This window comes from Zoogloea oryzae (assembly GCF_030161255.1).
Taxonomy (GTDB): Bacteria; Pseudomonadota; Gammaproteobacteria; order Burkholderiales; family Rhodocyclaceae; genus Zoogloea; species Zoogloea oryzae.
In genome coordinates this window covers 35904-57199 of record NZ_BSPX01000018.1, presented here as the reverse complement: position 1 = coordinate 57199, position 21296 = coordinate 35904, and the positions used below count along the sequence as shown (strand labels likewise).

21 protein-coding genes and 1 pseudogene are annotated in these 21296 nt (G+C 62.9%); 16 read left to right on the top strand and 6 right to left on the bottom strand.

Translation table 11 applies throughout. The features are described 5' to 3' along the window. Positions 1-343: 343 nt before the first annotated feature. From QQK25_RS08015 to QQK25_RS07995, 5 genes and pseudogenes are all read right to left on the bottom strand, one after another. Complete coding sequence (locus QQK25_RS08015; RefSeq protein WP_153161960.1) at positions 344-967, bottom strand: response regulator; 624 nt, start codon at positions 965-967, stop codon at positions 344-346. A 442-nt stretch (positions 968-1409) separates the two neighbouring features. After that, complete coding sequence (ssb, locus tag QQK25_RS08010; RefSeq protein ID WP_153161959.1) at positions 1410-1952, bottom strand: single-stranded DNA-binding protein; 543 nt, start codon at positions 1950-1952, stop codon at positions 1410-1412. A 793-nt stretch (positions 1953-2745) separates the two neighbouring features. After that, positions 2746-3132: a hypothetical protein gene (locus QQK25_RS08005; protein ID WP_284187482.1), complete on the bottom strand. Its 387-nt coding sequence runs from the start codon at positions 3130-3132 to the stop codon at positions 2746-2748. Positions 3133-3209: 77 nt separating this feature from the next. Continuing rightward, positions 3210-3608 (bottom strand): annotated as a pseudogene (locus QQK25_RS08000) (transposase); the annotation flags it as partial. A 92-nt stretch (positions 3609-3700) separates the two neighbouring features. Further along, positions 3701-4600 (bottom strand): LysR substrate-binding domain-containing protein, encoded by a 900-nt coding sequence (locus tag QQK25_RS07995; protein WP_284187473.1) that lies wholly within the window; start codon positions 4598-4600, stop codon positions 3701-3703. Between the two features lie 114 nt (positions 4601-4714). Between QQK25_RS07995 and QQK25_RS07990 the strand changes: the two genes are divergently transcribed. From QQK25_RS07990 to QQK25_RS07950, 9 genes are read left to right on the top strand one after another with little or no spacing between them, the layout of a single operon-like run. Beyond that, a complete protein-coding gene (locus tag QQK25_RS07990; RefSeq protein ID WP_284187472.1) occupies positions 4715-5440 on the top strand; it encodes a substrate-binding domain-containing protein in 726 nt (241 codons plus the stop codon). Then, the gene (locus QQK25_RS07985; protein ID WP_284187471.1) at positions 5437-6462 is read left to right on the top strand and encodes an amidohydrolase family protein; all 1026 of its coding nucleotides are present in this window, start codon (positions 5437-5439) and stop codon (positions 6460-6462) included. The genes QQK25_RS07990 and QQK25_RS07985 overlap by 4 nt, the downstream gene beginning before the upstream one ends. Positions 6463-6479: 17 nt before the next feature. Next, positions 6480-7169, top strand: coding sequence for a 4-carboxy-4-hydroxy-2-oxoadipate aldolase/oxaloacetate decarboxylase (gene ligK, locus QQK25_RS07980; RefSeq protein WP_284187470.1), 690 nt, complete (start codon positions 6480-6482; stop codon positions 7167-7169). Positions 7170-7199: 30 nt separating this feature from the next. Beyond that, positions 7200-8114, top strand: coding sequence for an amidohydrolase family protein (locus QQK25_RS07975; RefSeq protein ID WP_284187469.1), 915 nt, complete (start codon positions 7200-7202; stop codon positions 8112-8114). Between the two features lie 3 nt (positions 8115-8117). Then, positions 8118-8561, top strand: coding sequence for a protocatechuate 4,5-dioxygenase subunit alpha (gene ligA, locus QQK25_RS07970; RefSeq protein ID WP_284187468.1), 444 nt, complete (start codon positions 8118-8120; stop codon positions 8559-8561). After that, positions 8561-9418, top strand: coding sequence for a class III extradiol dioxygenase subunit beta (locus tag QQK25_RS07965; protein ID WP_284187467.1), 858 nt, complete (start codon positions 8561-8563; stop codon positions 9416-9418). Before ligA ends, QQK25_RS07965 begins: the two co-directional genes overlap by 1 nt. Beyond that, entirely contained in the window at positions 9415-10371 is a 957-nt protein-coding gene (locus QQK25_RS07960) for a Gfo/Idh/MocA family oxidoreductase (RefSeq protein ID WP_284187466.1), read from the top strand. Before QQK25_RS07965 ends, QQK25_RS07960 begins: the two co-directional genes overlap by 4 nt. Positions 10372-10381: 10 nt before the next feature. Further along, positions 10382-11398: an aldo/keto reductase gene (locus QQK25_RS07955; protein ID WP_284187465.1), complete on the top strand. Its 1017-nt coding sequence runs from the start codon at positions 10382-10384 to the stop codon at positions 11396-11398. Between the two features lie 27 nt (positions 11399-11425). Further along, the gene (locus QQK25_RS07950) at positions 11426-12682 is read left to right on the top strand and encodes an MFS transporter (protein ID WP_284187464.1); all 1257 of its coding nucleotides are present in this window, start codon (positions 11426-11428) and stop codon (positions 12680-12682) included. Between the two features lie 19 nt (positions 12683-12701). On the opposite strand, the gene QQK25_RS07945 is transcribed toward QQK25_RS07950, so the two are convergent. Continuing rightward, positions 12702-13181 (bottom strand): bacteriohemerythrin, encoded by a 480-nt coding sequence (locus QQK25_RS07945; protein WP_284187463.1) that lies wholly within the window; start codon positions 13179-13181, stop codon positions 12702-12704. Between the two features lie 309 nt (positions 13182-13490). Between QQK25_RS07945 and QQK25_RS07940 the strand changes: the two genes are divergently transcribed. From QQK25_RS07940 to QQK25_RS07910, 7 genes are all read left to right on the top strand, one after another. After that, a complete protein-coding gene (locus QQK25_RS07940; RefSeq protein ID WP_284187462.1) occupies positions 13491-14660 on the top strand; it encodes an ABC transporter substrate-binding protein in 1170 nt (389 codons plus the stop codon). A 15-nt stretch (positions 14661-14675) separates the two neighbouring features. Further along, positions 14676-16577: an ABC transporter permease gene (locus QQK25_RS07935; protein WP_284187461.1), complete on the top strand. Its 1902-nt coding sequence runs from the start codon at positions 14676-14678 to the stop codon at positions 16575-16577. Continuing rightward, the gene (locus QQK25_RS07930) at positions 16574-17353 is read left to right on the top strand and encodes an ABC transporter ATP-binding protein (protein ID WP_284187460.1); all 780 of its coding nucleotides are present in this window, start codon (positions 16574-16576) and stop codon (positions 17351-17353) included. The genes QQK25_RS07935 and QQK25_RS07930 overlap by 4 nt, the downstream gene beginning before the upstream one ends. Further along, a complete protein-coding gene (locus QQK25_RS07925) occupies positions 17347-18171 on the top strand; it encodes an ABC transporter ATP-binding protein (RefSeq protein ID WP_284187459.1) in 825 nt (274 codons plus the stop codon). The genes QQK25_RS07930 and QQK25_RS07925 overlap by 7 nt, the downstream gene beginning before the upstream one ends. Continuing rightward, positions 18168-18746 carry a hemerythrin domain-containing protein gene (locus QQK25_RS07920; protein ID WP_284187458.1) on the top strand — a complete coding sequence of 193 codons (579 nt, stop codon included), beginning with the start codon at positions 18168-18170 and terminating at the stop codon, positions 18744-18746. The genes QQK25_RS07925 and QQK25_RS07920 overlap by 4 nt, the downstream gene beginning before the upstream one ends. 161 nt (positions 18747-18907) lie before the next feature. Continuing rightward, positions 18908-20230, top strand: coding sequence for a Rieske 2Fe-2S domain-containing protein (locus QQK25_RS07915; protein ID WP_284187457.1), 1323 nt, complete (start codon positions 18908-18910; stop codon positions 20228-20230). A 22-nt stretch (positions 20231-20252) separates the two neighbouring features. Continuing rightward, positions 20253-21242, top strand: coding sequence for a substrate-binding domain-containing protein (locus QQK25_RS07910; protein ID WP_284187456.1), 990 nt, complete (start codon positions 20253-20255; stop codon positions 21240-21242). Positions 21243-21296: the final 54 nt, after the last annotated feature.

The window sequence follows — 21296 nt, the reverse complement described above, 5'->3', positions numbered from 1 at the left end:
TCACAAAACTTCATTTTTATAAAAACCAATGCCTTTTTTATAAATTCACACGCAATCGTTATATGTCGATAAATTTCACATTGATCACGATATGTACCTGGAGAACTTATCCACGGCGACGTGCGATTTAACGAAATTTTATAAATCAGATGAATATTTTGACGTGCGTTATTACGCACCGGACGCTAACGGATCGGGAAAATGTCACGGACTGTGTCGACATTTTTTGCGAGCGGCATCCGCAGAGCGCCGGAGAAGGGGTGGAGGGCAATGACAGACGGGCCATGACAAGCGCCCAAAAGAAAACGGCCGGCAAAAGCCGGCCGTCTGGAAGACAGGACGATCAGGCCGCTCGACCGCGGCGCTGCATGGCCATGATCTTGGCCTGGACATAGCCCTTCAGCTCGCGGAAAGGCACGGGCTTGCTGTAAAAGATGACGTCCGGAGGCAGGCCGCCGTTCTCGAGGATCTCGTCTTCGGTGAGGCCGCTGACCACCACGATGTCGAGCTCCTGGAGCTGGGGGTCGGCGCGCAGGCGGCGGATCATCTCGAAACCGTCGATGCCGGGCATGCGCAAGTCGGTGATGAGCAGATCGGGCGGAACACGGCCGATCTCCAGCAGACCGTCGATACCGCTGGACACCAGGCGGATCTGCAGCGGCAGGCCCCATGACGAAAGGGTGTGCTCGTAGAGCTTCTGCAGGATGCGGTCATCCTCGGCCACCAGCACCTGAAGGCTGTTGGCCGCCGGGCGTGGCTGGCTCTGAGGGCTGCCGGCCATCGAACGGGCGCGGAACTCCTCGATCGAGCTGACACGGATGCGCCGATGCCCGCCGGCCGTCTTCCAGCCCTCCAGCTGGCCATTTTCGACCATCTGCTGGACGGTACCCAAAGACAATCCAAGACGCTGGGCGGCTTCGGAAGTACTGCAATATTCCTTTTCAGGCGTTTCGGGCGTGACGGCCATGAGTCAATCGGGAGAAAAGAACAAACGATTCAAGGGATGGTAACGGTTCTGTCATTCGGGGCTCGCTACCGGATCTACCCCGAAGGGGCATTCTGGCAGACAGCTGACGAGACCCGAAGAGTGTAAACAAACACTCTTCTTTATCAAAATCAGTAATTACACTAAATCGACACCCCGGATTGGACAACAACAGCAAACAAAAACGCTTTTACAAGCCAGATTGTTCGCCAGACAAAACAATAAAACCTAACGCCCCCCGCTGCAGGCAAAACCTGTCGGCAACGGTTGATCTATAACTAAAGTGTAGCAGCTTGGCCCGGCGACACGGCAAGAACCGCATGAGCGCTAGGCGCCGGCAGGGCGCTGCACGCCGACGCCCAAAACAAGACAGCGTGGCAGACAATGCCACGCTGTCGGGAAAACCGGCCTGGCAGGTGCCGGATCAGAACGGAATGTCGTCGTCGAAATCGCCGAATCCGCCACCGCCAGCCGGCTTCTTCGGGGCCGGGGGTGCGCTCGGCGCGGGCGCCCCGCCACCGTAACCACCACCACCGCCGCCACCGCCATAACCACCCGCATCGCGGCTGCCACCGCCACCGCCGCCGTAGCTGCCTTCATTGCGGGCCGGCGCGTCGCCGCCGCCCATGCCCTGACGGCTGCCGAGCATCTTCATCTCGTCGGCGCGGATCTCGGTGGTGTAACGATCCTGGCCGTCCTTGTCCTGCCACTTGCGGGTGCGCAGCGAACCTTCCACGTACACCTGGCTGCCCTTGCGCAGGTACTGGCCGGCGATCTCGGCGAGCTTGCCAAAGAACACCACGCGATGCCATTCGGTGGCCTCGCGCTTCTCGCCGGTAGCCTTGTCGCGCCAGTTGTCGGTGGTGGCCAGCGTGATGTTGCAGATCGCGTCGCCACTCGGGGCGTAGCGGGTTTCGGGATCCTTGCCCAGGTTGCCGATAAGAATCACCTTGTTGACCGAAGCCATATGTCTCTCCTGAAAAATGCGCGTAGACAATATTTTTTGTCAGTAGACAATAAAACGTGTCAGTAGACAAAAAACTGTGTCAGCACGCGCCTTTAATAATCAATTAGTTAAAAATAAAGCCCCTACTCAATCATGTAGTGTCGCAGGGATGTGTCAATTTGCTCGCGCGCAAATACAGAATTAATGGCACCACGAGTCTTACCAGATGCTTGCGAGTATACATTGAGGAGAGCTTCAAGACAGCTTTTCCTCCCGGATCATGCCAATGGTATTTACGAAACCAGCTGGCCTCGGCTATAAACGGTGTCGAACAAGTCACCGGGAAGGGGGCTCCGTGGTTAACGCGAGGAAGCTGGGAGATAGCAACTCGCTACGCCAGTGGGCTTATATCGACCATTTACTACAGGCGAGCGTCTCCCTACATCGAATAGCAGCCGAATTACCTTCCTGCTCGTAAGCAACCAGATACCTGGCGTCTGGCTCTTAATAGATGCTTCAGACAGATTGCCCCCGGATAACATGCGGGGAAGTCAGCGGGGAGACCGCCAAATAGCAGGTTCGGTAACGCACGCGCGAACCCGTAAGCGCTTACAAGAAGCTACCACTCCTTAAGCCCACTGTCAAATAGGCCAAAACGCTCTTTTGTTCCAATCATCACTCCCCGAGAATTGTGGGAGGATATTGCAGTACAAAGTCCCCACCAAAAGGTAACAATCCACCTCGGCGGATAATTTTCACCCCTCTATGACGCAAGAGCGCCAGAATGAAGCCCCGCGCTATCGCGCCACTACCTTTAAGCTGAAGAGGCACTCCCTTTACCACTTGGCATTGCTAAGTATCCAGCGCCGGACAAGGCAAATCGCAACTTAGCCAGAGCATACCTGGCTTCGATAGTTCGTGTTGAAGAGTCGCTATGTTCTTCCAGACGACTCCATTCCATCACATGAAATAGATGAGCCAAACCCTCCGCCTTAGAGGAGATCAGGTGTAGCGGCAAGAAAAATTCGGGATGTGAATTTCCGCTGGAACTCATATACTTTATACCCTGCGCTACGCTTTTGCGGAGCGTGTCCGGAATTTTGTGTAAATGGGTTTGGGTTAAAGGTTGTTCATCCGGTCTTCGAACTGGATAGTAAAGCGAGTCAGCGCAGCCTTCCAATCCCGAATTGGCATCGTCCATTTCCGGCTGATGTTGCGCAGCGCCAGATAGAACAGTTTCAGCAGAGCCTCGTCACTCGGAAATGAGCCACGGGACTAGATCTCACGAACGGTCATTCCTCGGGCGTAGAGCGACAGAATCTTGTCGTCAAAGCCGCTCCAACGCGTCTGGTGCTTCGGAATCAGTTGTGGCTCGAAGGTGCCGTGCCGGTCTCGCGGGATTTCGATGGGGAGTTCGCCAAACTCGCCCTTCAAGGTCTTCTTGCTCTTGCCGTTGCGGGTGTTGCCGGCAGGATTCTCCACCGGCTCATTCTTGCCATGGCCAAGGTGATCGGCTATCTCCGCTTCCAGCGCCTTCTCGACTAGCAGCTTGGTCAGTTGCTTGAGCAACCCGTTCTCGCCAATCAGGTCTTCCGGTTTCCGGTAATCAGCCAACAGGCTGTCCAACAACTCCTTGGGTACTGCTTTTTTCCTACGGTCATCATCGCTCCTGGCAATGGGGCAGTTTCCTGCAGTGTGACCGTTTACACAAAAATTTTTACACGCTCAAACCGGGGGGTTGCACGGATCGCGAAGCGTCTCGGATTTCCTCATCGAGCCTTCAGCAACTTCCTAATGGTCTCCCGGACCAGTTCAATCATGGCACGCTGGGTCAACGTGGCTGGGCGCCTGGAACTGACCACCAGCGACAGCCGGCTGCGGATGGGGGGGGCGGCGATTGGCCGCAGGGAAAGCGTAGCGGCCTTCTCCGAGGTGGTCACCGCGTATTTCGACAAAATCGCGCAGCCCACGCCGTCGGCCACCAGGTCGAGAATGGCCGGAATGCCGTCGATCTCGAGCGCGATGCGCGGATGCCGACCGATATTCGCCAATTCCGTTTCCACCAGCATCCGGATGGCATTGGGTCGCCGCGGGATTACCAGCGCCTTCTCGGCTACCTCGCCCAGGGCAATGGGCGTATCCGTGGCGGCCTCCGGTGCGCGCTCCACCAGGTACAGGTCTTCCTCGAGCAGGGGCGTGGTGTCCAGCTCCGGGGAGGGCGTGGCGTTGTAGATCAGTGCGACGTCCAGTCCGCCCGTGATCAGCGCATGCTGCATGGTAACCGACAGGCCCTCGCTGATCGACAGGGAGGCGTCGGGCAGGCGGGCGCGGAAAGCCCGCGTCAGCGGTACCGTCAGCACCTTCGAGAGACTGGGCGGCAGGCCCAGGGCTACCCGTCCTACCGGAGCGCCGCGCAGGTGCGCCATCTCCTCGCGGGCCCGGTCGACTTGATACAGAATGCCGCGCGCGTGCTCGAGCAGTACCTTGCCCGCATCGGTGGTGGCCACGCCGCGCCCGTTGCGCACCAGCAGGTTCTGGCGCAGTTCGACTTCCAGCAGGCGCACCTGCCGGCTCAGGGCCGGCTGCGCGATGTCCAAGGCAATCGAGGCGCGCGTGAAGCTGCCCAGTTCGGCGACGCGGGCGAAGTACTCCAGTTGTTTGATATCCATTCGATTATTGTAGTTGGCAAACCGGATAGCTGGCGATTAGTTATCGCAAAATTATATATCTGCTAGAGCGCTGCCATCCTATTTGCCATCTGCCGTTGGGGCCACTATGCGGACATGAAAACGACGTCCCAGATTAAAGGCATTTCCTCCATGGCAACCCGCGCGCTCCTGGCCGAGCTTGCCGCTGCCTTCGCGCAGCGTTGCGGACAGGTCATGTCGATCGAATCGGTCGGCGGGGTGGAGGCCGCCCGGCGCGTGCAGGCCGGGGAGGACTTCGATCTCGTGGTGCTGGCCGCCGACGCCATCGACAAGCTGATCGCCGGTGGGCACCTCCTGGCCGGCAGCCGCTTCGATCTGGCGCGCTCAGGCGTCTCCGTCGCGGTGCGCGCGGATGCCCCGCGCCCGGACATCAGTTCGGAAGCGGCACTGCGCGAGGCCGTGCTCGCGGCGCGCAGCGTCGGCTATTCGACCGGCCCGAGCGGCGTCCAGCTGGCCCGGCTGTTCGAGCGCTGGGGCATCACCGAGCAGCTTGCCGAGCGCATCGTCCAGGCGCCGCCCGGCGTGCCCGTGGGCTCCCTGGTCGCGGCCGGCGAAGTCGAACTCGGCTTCCAGCAGCTCAGCGAACTGATGGGGCTGCCCGGCATTACCGTGCTCGGCCCGCTGCCGCCCACGATCCAGATCGTCACCACCTTTTCGGCCGGCATCGGCGCCGGCTCGACGCAGGGCGAAGGCATCCGCCGCCTGCTCGGCTTCATGGCCTTGCCGGCCAGTACGGAAACCATCCGCCAGCACGGCATGGAGTCCTGTCTCACTACCGCCAACCAGGGATACATCCAATGATCATCGACATCCACGGCCATTACACGACGGCGCCGAAATCGCTCGAAGAATGGCGCAACCGCCAGGTCGCCAGCCTCAAGGACCCGGCCCTGGCCCCCAAGGCATCCGAGCTGAAGATTTCCGACGACGAACTGCGCGAGACCATCGAGCAGAACCAGCTGAAGCTGATGCAGGCGCGCGGCGCCGACCTCACCATCTTCAGCCCGCGCGCCAGCTTCATGGCCCACCACGTCGGCAATTTCGAAACCTCGGCGACCTGGGCGGCGATCTGCAACGAGCTGTGCTATCGCGTCGCCCAGCTGTTTCCCGAGCATTTCGCCGGCGCCGCGATGCTGCCGCAGTCGCCGGGCGTCGATCCGCAGACCTGCGTCGCCGAGCTGGAAAAGTGCGTCAAGGACTACGGCTTTGTCGGCATCAATTTGAATCCCGATCCCTCGGGCGGCCACTGGAGCAGCCCGCCCCTGACCGACCGCCACTGGTACCCGATCTACGAGAAGATGGTCGAACACGACATCCCGGCAATGATCCACGTCTCGACCAGCTGCAACGCCTGCTTCCACACCACCGGCGCCCATTACATCAATGCCGACACGACGGCGGTAATGCAGCTGATCCAGGGCGACCTGTTCAAGGACTTCCCGAGCCTGAAGTTCGTGATTCCGCACGGCGGCGGCGCCGCGCCCTACCACTGGGGGCGTTACCGCGGCCTTGCCCAGGAGCTGAAAAAGCCGCTGCTCGACGAGCACCTGCTGAACAACATCTTCTTCGACACCTGCGTCTATCACCAGCCGGGCATCGACCTGCTGACCCGCGTGATCCCAGTCAAGAACGTGCTGTTCGCCTCCGAGATGATCGGCGCCGTGCGCGGCATCGACCCGCAGACCGGCCACTACTACGACGACACCAAGCGCTACATCGAGGCCGCCGACCTGAGCGCCGACGAGCGCTACCAGATCTACGAAGGCAACGCCCGCCGCGTCTATCCGCGCCTCGATGCGGCCCTCAAAGCACACGGGAAATAAGCGAAAGGAAAATAGCCATGAGCCTGAACAACCTCGGCATCGTCAAGCGCAACATCGAGCGCGCCGAGCGCGCCGCCGTCGACAAGCTGTCGCGCTTCGGCGTCGCCACCGTCCATGAGGCGATGGGCCGGGTCGGCCTGATGAAGCCGAACATCCGTCCGATCTACGCCGGTGCCCATGTCTGCGGCACCGCCGTCACCGTGCTGCTGCAACCGGGCGACAACTGGATGCTGCACGTCGCTGCCGAGCAGTTGCAGCCGGGCGACGTCTGCGTCGCCGCCTGCACCGCCGACAGCACCGACGGCTTCTTCGGCGACCTCTTGGCGACCTCGTACAAGTCGCGCGGCGCCGCCGGCCTGGTCATCGACGGCGGCGTCCGCGACGTGAAGGACCTGACCACGATGGGCTTCCCGGTCTTCAGCCGGGCCATCCACGCCAAGGGCTGCACGCGGGCGACGCTGGGCTCGGTGAACATCCCGGTGGTCTGCGCCGGGGCGATCGTCAATCCCGGCGACGTCGTGATCGCCGACGACGACGGCGTCGTCGTCGTGCCGGCCGCGCTGGCCGCCCAGGTCGCCGACGCCGCCGAAGCCCGCGAGAACAACGAGACCGCCAAGCGCGCCCGCTTCGCTGCCGGCGAACTGGGCCTCGACATGTACAGCTTGCGCGAACCGCTGGCCAAGGCCGGCCTGAAGTACATCGACTAAAAAATGAACGCCCCGACCCCCAGAGAAACCATGGCATTCACCAAGACCCCCGGCTGGCTGGACTGGTACTGCGGTCCAGCCAAGCCGCGCTTCAAGCTGCCGGCCGGCGCGGTGGACGCGCACTGCCACGTCTTCGGCCCCGGCGCCGAGTTCCCCTATGCGCCGGAACGCAAGTACACGCCGTGCGACGCGTCCAAGGCCCAGCTCTATGCCCTGCGCGATCACCTCGGTTTCGCCCGCAACGTCGTCGTCCAGGCCACCTGCCACGGCGCCGACAACCGGGCGATGCTCGACGCGCTGGTCCATAGCGGCGGCCAGGCGCGCGGCGTCGCGACCGTACGCCGCAGCGTCGGCGACGCGGAATTGCAGGCCATGCACGACGCCGGCGTGCGCGGGGTGCGCTTCAATTTCGTTAAGCGCCTGGTCGATTTCACGCCCAAGGATGAACTGCTGGAAATCGCCGGCCGCATCGCCAAGTGGGGCTGGCATGTCGTGATCTACTTCGAGGCGGTCGACCTGCCCGAGCTGTGGGATTTCTTCACGGCGCTGCCGACCACCGTGGTCGTGGACCACATGGGCCGCCCGGATGTGTCGAAGCCGGTCGACGGCCCGGAGTTCGAGCTGTTCCTGAAGTTCATGCGCGACAATCCGAATGTCTGGAGCAAGGTCAGCTGCCCGGAACGGCTATCGGTGACTGGTCCGAAGGCGCTTAACGGCGAGCAGGGCGCCTATGCCGATGTCGTGCCTTTCGCCCGCCGCGTCGTCGAGGAATTCTCCGACCGCGTGCTGTGGGGAACGGACTGGCCACACCCGAATCTGAAGGACCACATGCCGGACGACGGCCTGCTGGTCGATTTCATTCCGCATATCGCGCCGACGGCCGAACTGCAGCACAAGCTGCTGGTGAGCAACCCGATGCGCCTATACTGGCCCGAGGAGATTTGAGCGATGGCTCTTGAAAAACCGTACAAGGACGTGCCCGGCACTATCATTTTCGACGCCGAGCAGTCACGCAAAGGCTACTGGCTGAACCAGTTCTGCATGTCGCTGATGCAGGCCGAGAACCGCGCCCGCTTCAAGGCCGACGAGCGCGCCTACCTCGACGAGTGGGCGATGACCGAGGAGCAGAAGCAGGCCGTGCTGGCCCGCGACCTCAACTGGTGTATGCGCACTGGCGGCAATATCTACTTCCTGGCCAAGATCGGCGCCACCGACGGCATGAGCTTCCAGCAGATGGCCGGCTCGATGACCGGCATGAGCGAGGAGGAGTACCGCGACATGATGCTCAAGGGCGGCCGCTCGCCGGAAGGCAACCGCTACCTGGGCGAGGACGGTGACGCCCAGCCCCATCGCCAACCGCAAGGCAAGACCGGATCGAAAGGACAACAATAATGGCCCGCATCACCGCCTCCGTTTATACCTCGCACGTGCCGGCCATCGGCGCGGCGCTCGACCAGGGCAAGAGCGGCGAGCCCTACTGGCAACCGGTATTCGCCGGCTACGACTTCGCCAAGCAGTGGATCAATGACGACAAGCCCGACGTGGTTTTCCTGGTCTATAACGACCATGCGACGGCTTTTTCGCTGGACCTGATCCCGACTTTTGCCCTCGGCACCGGTGCCGAGTTCAAGCCCGCCGACGAAGGCTGGGGGCCGCGCCCGGTGCCCACCGTGGTCGGCCACCCGGAACTGGCGGCGCATATCGCGCAGTCGGTGATCCAGGACGATTTCGACCTGACCCTGGTCAACAAGATGGACGTCGACCACGGCCTGACCGTGCCGCTGTCCCTGATGTTCGGCCAGCCCGAAGCCTGGCCCTGCCGGGTCATCCCGTTCGCGGTCAATGTCGTGCAGTACCCGGCGCCGTCCGGCCGCCGTTGTTTCAAGATCGGCCAGGCCATCCGCAAGGCCGTCGAATCCTTCGACGCGGATCTCAAGGTCCAGATCTGGAGCACCGGCGGCATGAGCCACCAGTTGCAGGGGGCGCGCGCCGGCCTGATCAACTGCGAATGGGACAACCGTTTCCTCGACCGCCTGATCGAGGATCCCGCCGGTCTCGCGCAGATGCCCCACATCGACTATGTGCGCGAGGCGGGCAGCGAGGGCATCGAACTGGTCATGTGGCTGATCGCCCGCGGCGCCATGGCCGATGTGGCAGGCGGCCCCAGCCCCATCGTCAGGCAACGCTTTTACCACGTGCCCGCCAGCAACACCGCCGTCGGTCACCTGATTCTGGAGAACCAAGCATGAGCAAGACCATCAAGGTCGCCCTGGCCGGTGCCGGCGCCTTCGGCATCAAGCATCTGGACGGCATCAAGAACATCGACGGCGTCGAGGTCGTCTCGCTGATCAGCCGCGATCTGGACAAGACGAAGGAAGTGGCCGCCCGCTACGGCATCGGCCATGTCACCACCGAACTGGCAGAGAGCCTCGCCCTGCCTCAAGTAGACGCCGTCATCCTGTGCACCCCGACGCAGATGCACGCTGCCCAGGCCAAGGCCTGCCTGCAGGCCGGCAAGCACGTGCAGGTGGAAATCCCGCTGTGCGACAACCTGGCCGCCGGCGAGGAAATCGTCGCCCTGCAGCAGAAGAGCGGTCTGGTGGCCATGTGCGGCCACACCCGCCGCTTCAACCCCAGCCATCAGTATGTGCACCAGAAGATCGCCGCGGGCGAGTTCAACATCCAGCAGATGGATGTGCAGACCTACTTTTTCCGCCGCACCAACATGAACGCCCTGGGCCAGCCGCGCTCATGGACCGACCACCTGCTGTGGCACCACGCTGCGCACACCGTTGATCTGTTCGCCTACCAGGCCGGCAGCCCGATCGTGAAGGCCAACGCCGTCCAGGGGCCGATCCATCCGGCGCTGGGCATCGCCATGGACATGAGCATCCAGTTGAAGGCCGCCAACGGCGCGATCTGCACGCTGTCGCTGTCGTTCAACAACGACGGTCCGCTGGGCACCTTCTTCCGCTACATCGGCGACCGCGGCACCTACATCGCTCGCTACGACGATCTGGTCAATGGCAAGGAAGAGAAGATCGACGTCTCCCAAGTCGATGTGTCCATGAACGGCATCGAGCTGCAGGACCGCGAGTTCTTCGCCGCCATCCGCGAAGGCCGCGAGCCGAACGCCAGCGTGGCCCAGGTGCTGCCCTGCTACCAGGTGCTGCAGCAGCTCGAACGACAACTCGCCGAGTAAGGGGCCGGACATGCCACTGCCCAGGCGCCGCCTCGGTCCCTTCGCAGTCTCCGCCCTCGGCCTGGGCTGCATGAACCTCAGCCACGCCTACGGCGAACCGCCGCCGGCCGCGGCTGCCGAGGCGCTGCTGCGGCGCGCGCTGGACCTCGGGGTGACGCTGTTCGACACCGCGGCGCTGTATGGCTTCGGTGCCAACGAGTCGATGGTCGGGCGCGTGCTGAAGCCGTACCGTGCCCGCATCACGCTGGCCAGCAAGTGCGGCATGACCGGCGTGGATGGCAAGCGCGTCATCGACGGCCGTCCGGCGACCCTCAGGCGCACCTGTGAGGAGGCCTTGCAGCGGCTGCAGACCGAGGTCATCGACCTCTATTACCTGCACCGCCTGGATCCGCAGGTTCCCGTCGAAGACAGCGTCGGCGCCCTGGGCGAGCTGGTGAGCTCCGGCAAGATCAGGGCCATCGGCTTGTCCGAAGTCTCCGCCGCCACCTTGCGCCGCGCCCACGCCGTACAACCAATCACCGCCGTGCAGAACGAGTACTCGCTATGGACGCGCGAGCCGGAGATCGCGCTGCTCGCGGAGTGCCGGCGTCTCGGCGTGGCCTTCGTCGCCTTCAGCCCCCTGGCCCGGGGCTTCCTGACCGGGAAGCTCAGCGAGCCGAACTTCGTGGCCAAGGACATCCGGCTCGCCATGCCCCGTTTCCAGCCGGCGTGCTTCGGCCGCAACCTGGGCCTGCTGCCGCCGTACCGGGCGCTCGCCCGGGAGGCCGGCTGCACTCCCTCCCAACTCGCCCTGGCTTGGCTGCTGGCCAAGGGCGACGACATCATCCCGATTCCCGGGACCACCCGCATCGAGCACCTGGAAGAAGACCTGGCGGCCGCCGCCGTGCGCCTTGACGATGGTCTCATCCGCCGGATCGACGCCCTGATCAACGAAAGGACGGTCGCCGGCGACCGCTACAACGCCGCCAGCCGGCCGGAGATCGACACCGAGCGCTTCCCCGATCGGGAACCTGGGCAAGAAGCGTGAGCCGCGAATACATCATGAAAGCCGGCGGTGCCGCCTGACGGCGGGCCGGCTGCTCAACCCACGGGCTGGGCACGCCGCGCCCCGGCCCTGCGCCACCGCCGCTTCCGCCGCTATTTCGCCGGCCAGGCGGTATCGGTGCTGGGCAGCTGGATCCAGACCGTGGCGCTGAGCTGGCTGGTGTACCGCCTGACCGGCTCGGCCGCGCTGCTCGGCATCACCGCCTTCCTGGCGCAGGCACCGCAACTCGTCGTCGCCCCCCTGGCGGGCGTCTGGATCGACCGCTACGACCGGCGTCGCCTGTTCTTCGCGGTGCAGGGCCTGCAGATGTCCCAGGCCCTGGCCCTGGCGCTGCTGGCCTTTCTCGGCAGCCCCCAGGACTGGCAACTGGTGGCCCTGGCGGCGGTGCAGGGCCTGCTCAACAGTTTGGATGCGCCCCTGCGCCAGTCCCTGTTGGCCCACCTGGTCGATGACCGTCGCGACTTGCCCAGCGCCATCGCCCTCAATGCCTCGGTATTCACCTCCGGCCGCTTTCTCGGCCCGCCCTTGGCCGGCCTGCTGCTCGGCGTCAGTTCCGAAGCGCTCTGTTTCCTGGCCAATGCCTTGTCCTATCCCTTCCTGATCGCCGCCCTCCGCGGCGATGGGGTGGCCGACCCGCCGGCTGCGCCGCCCGGCCGGATTTCCCTGGCCGGCGCCCTGCGCGAGGGCTTTCACTACGCCTGGTCGACGCCGGCGATCCGCACCGCGCTGGCCTCGGTCGCCATCCTCAATGCCACCGCCGCCTCGGCCATCGTCCTGATGCCGATCTATGCCGCCGAAGTCTTCCGCGGCGACAGCCACACCCTGGGCTGGCTGCTGGGGGCCGCCGGCGCCGGGGCCGTTTCGGCCACGGTCCTGCTCGCCAGCTCCATGAGCCGCCGGGGCGTGGCGCGCACCGTCGGGATCGGCTGGCTGTGCTGCGGACTGGGGCTGGGCGGACTGGGCGCCATCCGCGAGGCCGGCCTGGCCATGCCTTTCCTCTTCGTGCTGGGGGCCGGCCTCGCCGCCACCAATGTCTCGACCAATTCCCTGCTCCAGGGGATGGCGCCCGACCGCCTGCGTGGCCGGGTGATCTCGCTCTTCGCCGCCTCGCGTTTCGGCATGGATGCCGCCGGTGGGCTGCTGGCCGGCGTGCTGGCCCAGCACCTCGGCCCGCTGGCGGCGGTCGTGACCGAGGCGGGCGTGCTGGCGGCGGCCCTGATCTGGCTGGCGCCCAGGCTGAGGAATCTGCACCGCCAGCTTGCCTGAGCCGCTGCGGCGGCACGCATCATGCCCCGGGAGCGTGGGCCGGCTGATTGTTTCGGCGCAGGACAACGGGCTTGCCGCCGAACTGGCGCTTGCACAACCAGTGCGCGAGCGCCGAGTCGAGATAGTCGGCGTGGGCGGGGAACCAATCGGCCAGCTCGTCGGCCAGTCGGCGGCAGCGTGCGACATCGCCGGCCGCCAGCAGTGGCCGGGTCTTGAGCACCGACTGGAGCACTGCCGCATGTTCGTTCATGTGGCACTCCCGGGCGGGGAAGTCGGTCTTCGCCATCCACTCGTCTTCCAGGGCGAAATGCGCCTGCACATGGACGATCAGGGCTTCGAGCAGGGCCGGCAGCTCGTCGGCCGCTGCCGTCTGCAGGGCGGCGATCAGGCTGACGAATTCGCGGTGCGTGTCGTCCATCGGGCCGAAGCCGAGGAGCAGGGAATCGGACCATGTCAACTCATGGGCAGGGGCTTCGATTAAGTGCGAACTGGCCGGCATTTGCGTCTCCTTTGTTTGGTCTGGGGCGGTCATCGAATGATGGGGGCAAAGATTGTTGACATCCATTGCACTATGTGTAATCTTAACTTAGCCTACTAAGTTTGCAAGTGCCGGTACATTCCGATGCCAGCGAAAGAATGCACCAAGGCTTGCAGACTGGGGGGGCGCCGGTTCAACCCGGGCGCAGTAAAGTTTCAACCGCAGTACGCAGAGTCGTTGGCAAACAATCAAATAGGACGGGCCTTCTCGGCCGTCACATGTGCATAAATTAATGAGCCCCAAAGGCCCTATTCCCCCCTGAGGAGACAAATGAAATCTGGAAAACTGTCTTGGCTGGCAACGACCATGCTCGCCTGTTCGTCCCTTGCCTTTGCAGCGGAGCCCTTCAACATCGACGTCGTGCTGCCGCTGACCGGCCCGGCGGCCTTCCTCGGCAAGGCCGAGCAGGTTGCGCTGCAGCGCGCGGAAGCCAGCCTGGCCAAGACCGACGGCATCGGCGGCCGGCCGATCAAGTTCGTCCTGCACGACGATCAGTCGAGCCCGCAGGTCGCCGTCCAGCTCGCCTCCCAGATCGTCGCCTCGAAAGCCCCGGTGGTGCTGGGTTCCGCCGTGGTTGCCATGTGCAACGCGATGGCCCCGCTGATGCGCAAGGGGCCGGTCCTGTACTGCTTCTCGCCCGGCTTCTATCCGGCGGAGGGCGCCTTCGCCTTCTCGTCGAGCGTCGCGACCCGTGACCTGATCTCGGCGCAGCTACGCTATTTCCAGATGAAGGGCTGGAAGAAGGTGGCGGTAATCACCAGCACCGACGCCTCCGGCCAGGATGCCGCCAAGAATATCAAGGAAGTGCTCGCCAACCCGGAATACAAGGACATCGAGCTCGTTTCCAACGTCACCTTCAATCCGACCGACGTCAGCGCCAGCAGCCAGATCCAGCGCATCAAGGGCGCCAAGCCGCAGGCGCTGATCGCCTGGAGCACGGGTTCGGCCGTCGGCACGGTGTTCAAGGCCATCGCCGAAGCGGGTCTAGCGATTCCGGTGGCGACGACCGACGGCAACATGACCTACGCACAGATGACGCAGTACGGGGATTTTCTGCCGAAGGAACTCTACATCCCGTCGCCCGAATGGCTGCCGAACGCGCCGAAGGACGCTCCGCAGGCGCAGATCGAGGCCAAGAACGCCTTCTACGCGGCTTTCGCCGGCAGTGCCGAGAAGCCCGATGCAGCCTCGTCCTTTGCCTGGGATCCGGCCATGCTCGTGGTGTCGGCGCTGCGCAAGCTGGGCCCCAACGCCACGGCGCAGCAGATTCGGGACTATCTGGCGAACCTGCAGGGCTTTGGCGGCATCAATGGGGTCTACGATTTCAAGAAAACCCCGCAGCGCGGCGTCAACGACTCCAGCGTGTACGTGACCCGCTGGGATGCGAGCCAGAAGACCTGGGTCGTGGTCAGCCAGTCGCGCGGTGTGCCACTGCAGTAACAGGCGGAGCCAGTCATGACCGAGTTCATTCAAATCACCGTCGGCGGGGTGCTGGTCGGCGCGATCTATGCCTTGATCGCGCTCGGCTTCTCCCTCGTCTATCGGGTCACCAACGTCATCAATCTGACCCAGGGCGCCTTCTGCATCCTCGGCGCCCTGTGCTCCTACCAGCTGGAAGTCGAGTACGGCTGGGGGCTGCCCGCCGCGGCGGGCGTCTCCATCGTGGCCGTCACCGTGCTCGGCCTGCTGCTCGGCGCCGGCGCCCTCGTGCCCGGACTGTCGCGGCTGTCGAACGCCAACATGCTGATGATGACGGCGGGTATGCTGACGCTGCTGGAAGGGCTGATGCTCGTCGTCTGGGGCAGCCAGCCTTATGCCCTGCCGCCGTTCATGGGCATGGAGCCGGTGCACATCTTCGGCGTCTCGATTCCGACCCAGGGCTTCTGGATCATCGGCACCACCGGCGCCATCATCACGGTGCTGTGGTACCTGCTCTCCCGCACGACTTTCGGCAAGGCGCTACGCGCCTGCGCCGAGAACCCGGCGGCAGCCACCCTGATGGGCATCAACGTGTCGCGCATGCAGGTGTTCAGCATCGCGCTGGCGGCCATGATTGGCGCCATCGCCGGCGTCGTGACGGCGCCGACGACCTCGATCCAGTTCGACACCGGACGCCTGTTCACCATCTCCGGCTTCATCGCCGTCGCCATCGGGGGCATCAGCTCGTTTCCCGGTGCCATCGCCGGCGGCCTGCTGCTGGGCGTCGTCACCCAACTGGCCACGGCCTACGTCTCGTCGCTGTTCAGCGGTGCCATCGCCCTCGTGCTGCTGCTCGTGGTGCTGATCTGGCGGCCGAACGGCCTGATTCGCGCCGGTGCCCAGCGGCGCCAGGATGTACGTGACGAACCGCGGGTCTGGAAGCACGTCACCCGCCTGCAGCCCCGGGTGCGGACGGTGATGGCGCTGATCGGCCTGGCGATCGCCATCGCCCTGCCGTTCGTCGTGCCGCAAGGTGGGATCATGAGCAGCCTGGTCATCGCCGGCATCCTCTTCATCGCGCTGATCGGACTCGACGTGGTCATGGGCTACGCCGGCCAGGTCAACCTCGGCCAGGCCGGGTTCATGGCCATCGGCGGCTACACCGCCGGCTACCTGGCAACGCAGTACGAGGTGGCCCCCGTCTGGGGGACACTGGCCGGCATGGGCTTCTCGCTGGTCGCCGCACTGATCCTGTCCTTTATCACGCTGCGCCTGCGCGGCCTGTACCTGGCCCTGGCGACCCTCGCCTTCGGCCTGTTGATGGACTCCTGCGCCGTCGGCCTGGCCGACATCACGGGGGGACCGTCCGGGCTAGTGGGGATTCCCTCCTTCAGCATCGGCTCGTTCGAGTTCGATTCGCCGGTCGCCATGTACTTCCTGGTGCTCGGCATCATCGTCGCCCTCCTGCTGCTGCTCGGCGGGCTAATCCGTTCGAGCTTCGGCCGCGCCCTGCAGGCGATCCGTACCGACCAGATGGCGGCGGCGGCACTCGGCATCAACGTCGTCCGCTGCAAGCTGATCGCCCTGTCCATCAGCGCGGTCTTGGCATCGCTGGCCGGCAGCCTCTACGCCTTCTTCTTCCACTTCCTGTCGCCGGACATGGTCGGCACCTCGCGGTCCCTGGAACTGGTGGCAATGCTGGTCATCGGCGGTGAAGGCACCCTGGTCGGCGCATTGTTCGGTGCCGTCCTGCTAACGATGCTGCCGACCGTCTTCCAGCCGCTCGCGCAGTGGAAGACCTTTGCCAGCGGCGGTCTGCTGGTGCTGTCCTTCCTGTACATGCCCGAAGGCATCTTCGGCAGCTTCGCACGCTGGGTCGCGGCTCGTTTCAACAAGCCGACGACGATCTCTTCCTCTTCTGTGGTGCGTCACGCATGAACTCTATCCCTGCTATCGACGTGCGCGGACTGAACCGCTCGTTCGGCGGCCTGCGCGCGACTGCCAACGTCTCGTTCTCCATCCAGCAAGGCACCGTGACCGCACTGATCGGTCCCAACGGCGCCGGGAAAACGACCGTCTTCAATCTCATCACCAACCTGTTCCCCGCCGATTCGGGCGAGGTCGATTTCCACGGCACCCGCATCGACGGACTTTCCCCGGTCGAGATCGCGGAACTCGGGCTGATCCGCACCTTCCAGACGGCGCGCGTGTTTCCCGGCATGACGGTCCTCGAGAACCTGCTCGTTGGCCGGCACCACAAGGTGCGCCAGGGGTTGCTGCAGCAGATGCTGTGGCTGCCGTCGGCGCAGCGCGAGGAAGCCAGCCTGCGCGAGCGCGCCGAAGCGCTGCTCGATCTGGTCGGCCTCTCGCGCTACCGCGACACCCATGCCGCGGACCTGCCGATGGGTGCCAAGAAGCTGGTCGAGGTGCTACGCGCGCTGATGGCCCAGCCCAGCGTCCTGCTCCTCGATGAACCGGCGGCCGGCCTCAACGACACGGAAACGGCGGAACTCGCTGCGCTCCTGCTGGCCATTCGGGAAACCGGCATCACGATCCTGGTCGTCGAGCACAACATGTCCCTGGTCATGGGCATCGCCGACCAGATCGTCGTGCTCGAAGCCGGCGCGGTGATCGCCGAGGGAACACCCGACGAGATCCAGCGCAACCCGCGCGTCATCCGCGCCTATCTCGGTGAGGAGGTATCGCCATGCTGATCGAATGCCGTAGTATCACGGCGGGCTACAATGGCTCGCCGGTGCTCGAAAATATTGACATCAGCATCGGCGAGGGTGAGATCGTGACCCTTGTGGGCGCCAACGGCGCCGGCAAGTCCACGCTGGTCAATACCATCTCCGGCTTGCTGCGTCCCATGGCCGGCGAAATCCACTTCGACGGCAAGCGCATCGACCAGCTGTCGCCGGCCGACCGGGTGCGCATGGGCATTGCCCACGTGCCGGAAGGACGGCAGGTATTCGCCGGCATGACCGTCGCCGAAAACCTCAGCCTCGGGGCCCACACGCAAACCTCCCGGGCGGCTGCCGACTTGCGTTCGGAACGCATGCGCGAGCTGTGCGACCAGTATCCCTTCCTGCACGAACGCATCAACGACGTCGTCGGCAACTTCTCCGGCGGGCAGCAACAGATGCTGGCCATCGCCCGCGGGCTGATGTCTAACCCGCGCCTGATCATGCTCGACGAGCCGTCGCTCGGCCTGTCGCCGCTGATGGTGCAGGAAGTGCTGAACCTGGTCACCCAGCTGCGCGAGCGCGGACATTCGATCTTGCTCTCCGAGCAGAACGCCCGGGCCGCGCTGGCTATCGCCGACCGCGGCTATGTAATCGAGAACGGCCGCGTAACCCTGTCAGGCAAAGCGGCTGACCTGCTTGACTCACGGGAGATCGCCGAGCGCTATCTCGGCGTCGGCGCGGCGACCCGTTTCTCGCGGGAAGAAAGCATGCGCATAGCCAAGAGCCTGCGCGCCTGCATCGGAGCTGAAACCAAATCATCTAATCCCAGAGGCCTCCAATCATGAGCAAGGAAGCAATCGAAATTATCAAGGCCGAACACCGCTCTCTTAGCGCTGTACTAGAATCCGCGGACTATTTGATTGGTGAAATTCGCGCCAAGCGGATTAAGCCTGACTTCCAACTGCTCGGGGCTCTTCTCAACTATATCGACACATTCCCGGAGACGTTGCACCACCCCAAAGAAGATCGCTTCCTCTTTGCACGCCTTCGGCAGCGCACTCGGGCCGCGGATTCCTTATTAGATGAGCTTGAAGCGCAGCACCGCTCTGGCGAGATGCGGGTACGCGAATTACATCTAGCACTGGCCCGTTTCGAGGTTGAAGGGGACGGTGCGCTCGATTCTTTTGCGAATACCTTGACAGCATTCACTGAACTCAGCTGGCGCCACATGACTGTCGAGGAAAAGGAGTTGATCCCCTTAGCCGAACGCTACTTGCTCGACATCGACTGGGAGGAGGTTGCCGCCGCCTTCCGGGACAACAACGATCCAATGTTTGGCAGCACCCGGAGCGACCATTTCCGGCAATTATTCCGGCAAATCGTGAATATGACGCCTCCACCACTTGGCCTCGGCGGTTAACTCCGGGGGGATTCATCCCTGGCAGGAGCCAAGGCTCCTGCCAGTTCGGTAACACAGAAGCAGCACAGGCCAGAAAAAGGCTATTTTTAATTGATACTTAGGAAACTAAGTATTGTTTCCGGTACAGACGTGCCAAAACTAAACGGAGAAGGAGACTTGAAATGCTGACTCATGAAGAAAACCAATTATTGTGCCGTGTCGAGGGCGATGCGCCGATGGGACAACTGATGCGCCGTCATTGGATGCCGGTGTGCTTAATTGAGGAGGTCGCTGAGCCCGATGGAACACCGGTCAAAGCGCAATTGTTTGGCGAGAACCTGGTCGTTTTTCGCGATAGTGATGGCCGCATCGGTGTGCTCGACGAATACTGCCCGCATCGCCTGGCCTCGCTGGTCTTCGGTCGAAATGAGGAAGGTGGACTTCGGTGTCTTTACCACGGCTGGAAGATGGATGTGGATGGTAATGTTCTTGATATGGCTTCGGAACCCGCTGCGAGTGGACTAGCCTCGAAGACTAAGCACAAAGCCTATCCGTCCAAAGAGTGGGGCGGCATGGTCTGGACTTATTTGGGGCCAGTTGAACAGATGCCCGAATTTACGCCGCCGCAATGGGCGCCCAACGCTGAAACCCGTGTGACGATTGCCAAGGTAGTTCTACCATGCAATTGGGCACAGATTTTGGAGGGGGCGATCGACAGTGCTCATAGCTCTAGTCTGCACTCTTCGGACATGGTGCCGGCTCGTGTAGATGGCGCGAAGGCAACGGGAAGCATTTGGCTGCGGCCGTCCACTGACAAAGCACCACGTTTGCAGGTTGAGCGTACTTCCTATGGTTTCCGTTATGCAGCGCTGCGCCGACCGATCAAGGATGCGGCGACCCACGATTACGTCCGCTCCACCGTTTTTGTTGCACCAAGTACTGTATTGATACCGCCAAATAATGTCTACAACGTGGCCAACGTCAATGTGCCGATGGACGACACCAATACGGCTTTTTACTTTATCGCTTGGGGAAATCCGGCGACGACTCCAGAGACAGAAACGTGGCGTAAATACCTCCACCAGAGGGTGGGCATTGACCTCGATTCCTATTTTCGCCCATTGCGTAACTTCGAGAATCGATTCTGGCAGGACCGCAACGCGATGAAGGCCGGAAACTTCACTGGCATCTCGGGCTTTCCGAACCAGGACGTGGCCATGTGGGTCACCATGGGGCCGATCGCCGACCGTACCAACGAGTGCCTGGGCGCCAGCGATCTCGCCATCGTCGAATTCCGCAAGCGGATGCTCGATGCCCTCAAGGAGTTCCAGGGGAACGGCCAGGCCATCGGCACCGGCGACAGCACGGTCGGCAAGTCGGTCTGCTCGTTCCAGGCAGTTGTCCCGAATACGATCGACTGGCGCAGCTATACAGCGAGCTACGTGTGGAACCAAGACAACGACGGCTCCGAACTCGAACCGTCATACAACGTGACAAGCCGCTGAACCTTTCGCAACGGAAACTTCCATGTCAAAACTGCAATTGTCTGTCGCCATGGGTGACTACGACAGAACTCGGGCCTTGTTCGATGGGCGCGTTCAGATCGACGGTGTCGATCCGGTGTTCATGTTGCTTAACCCTGAAGAGATGTTCTTCCGCGCCATGCGCAGCCAGGACTTCGACATCACCGAGCTCTCGTTCTCGAGCTATCTGGTCAAGTTATCCAAAGGAGAAAGCCCTTATGTCGCCATACCCGCTTTCCTGTCCAGAGCCTTTCGCCACACGTCGATATACGTGCGCAAAGATCGGATCAAATGCCCCGAAGACCTGAAAGGTAAACGTGTCGGTCTGCCCGAGTATCAGTTGACCGCCAACGTTTGGGCGCGCGCAATTCTTCAAGATGATTACGGCGTTCGGCCCGAGGAAATCACCTGGGTTCGTGGGGGGATTGATACGCCTGGACGTCCGGAAAAGATCAAGCTGCAACTCCCACCGGGCGTTCACGTCGAGGACGCCCCGCCGGGCACGACCATCTCCGAACTCCTCGACCAGGGGGAGATCGACGGTTTTATCGGTCCACGCCCGCCAAATCGGGTTGCCTTGCGCAATCCGAACATCGGCTGGCTGTTCGACGATCCGACTTTGGTGGCAAAGGACTACTACAACCGCACCGGTGTATTTCCCATTATGCACGTAGTGGGAATTCGCCGAGAGTTGGTTGAACGCCATGCTTGGCTCCCGGGTGCGGTATTGAAATCCTTCACGCAGTCGAAGGCAGCTGCACTTGATCTGTTGGCGGACACCTCAGCGACCAAGGTCACGCTGCCATTCGTCGAGGAACAGCTTAAGTCGGCGCGGGATAGCATGGGGGAAGACTACTGGTCCTACGGTGTTGGTGCGGCCCGCCGTACCTTGGAGACGTTCGTCCGTCATCACCACTCCCAAGGGTTGTCGGCTCGCTTGATGTCGGTAGACGAGATTTTCCATCCGTCCACTTATGAAGCCTACAGCATATGAGCGTGCGCCCGGCCGCAAGGCCGGGCTTGTCCCGATCCTGCCTTTCTAAATACC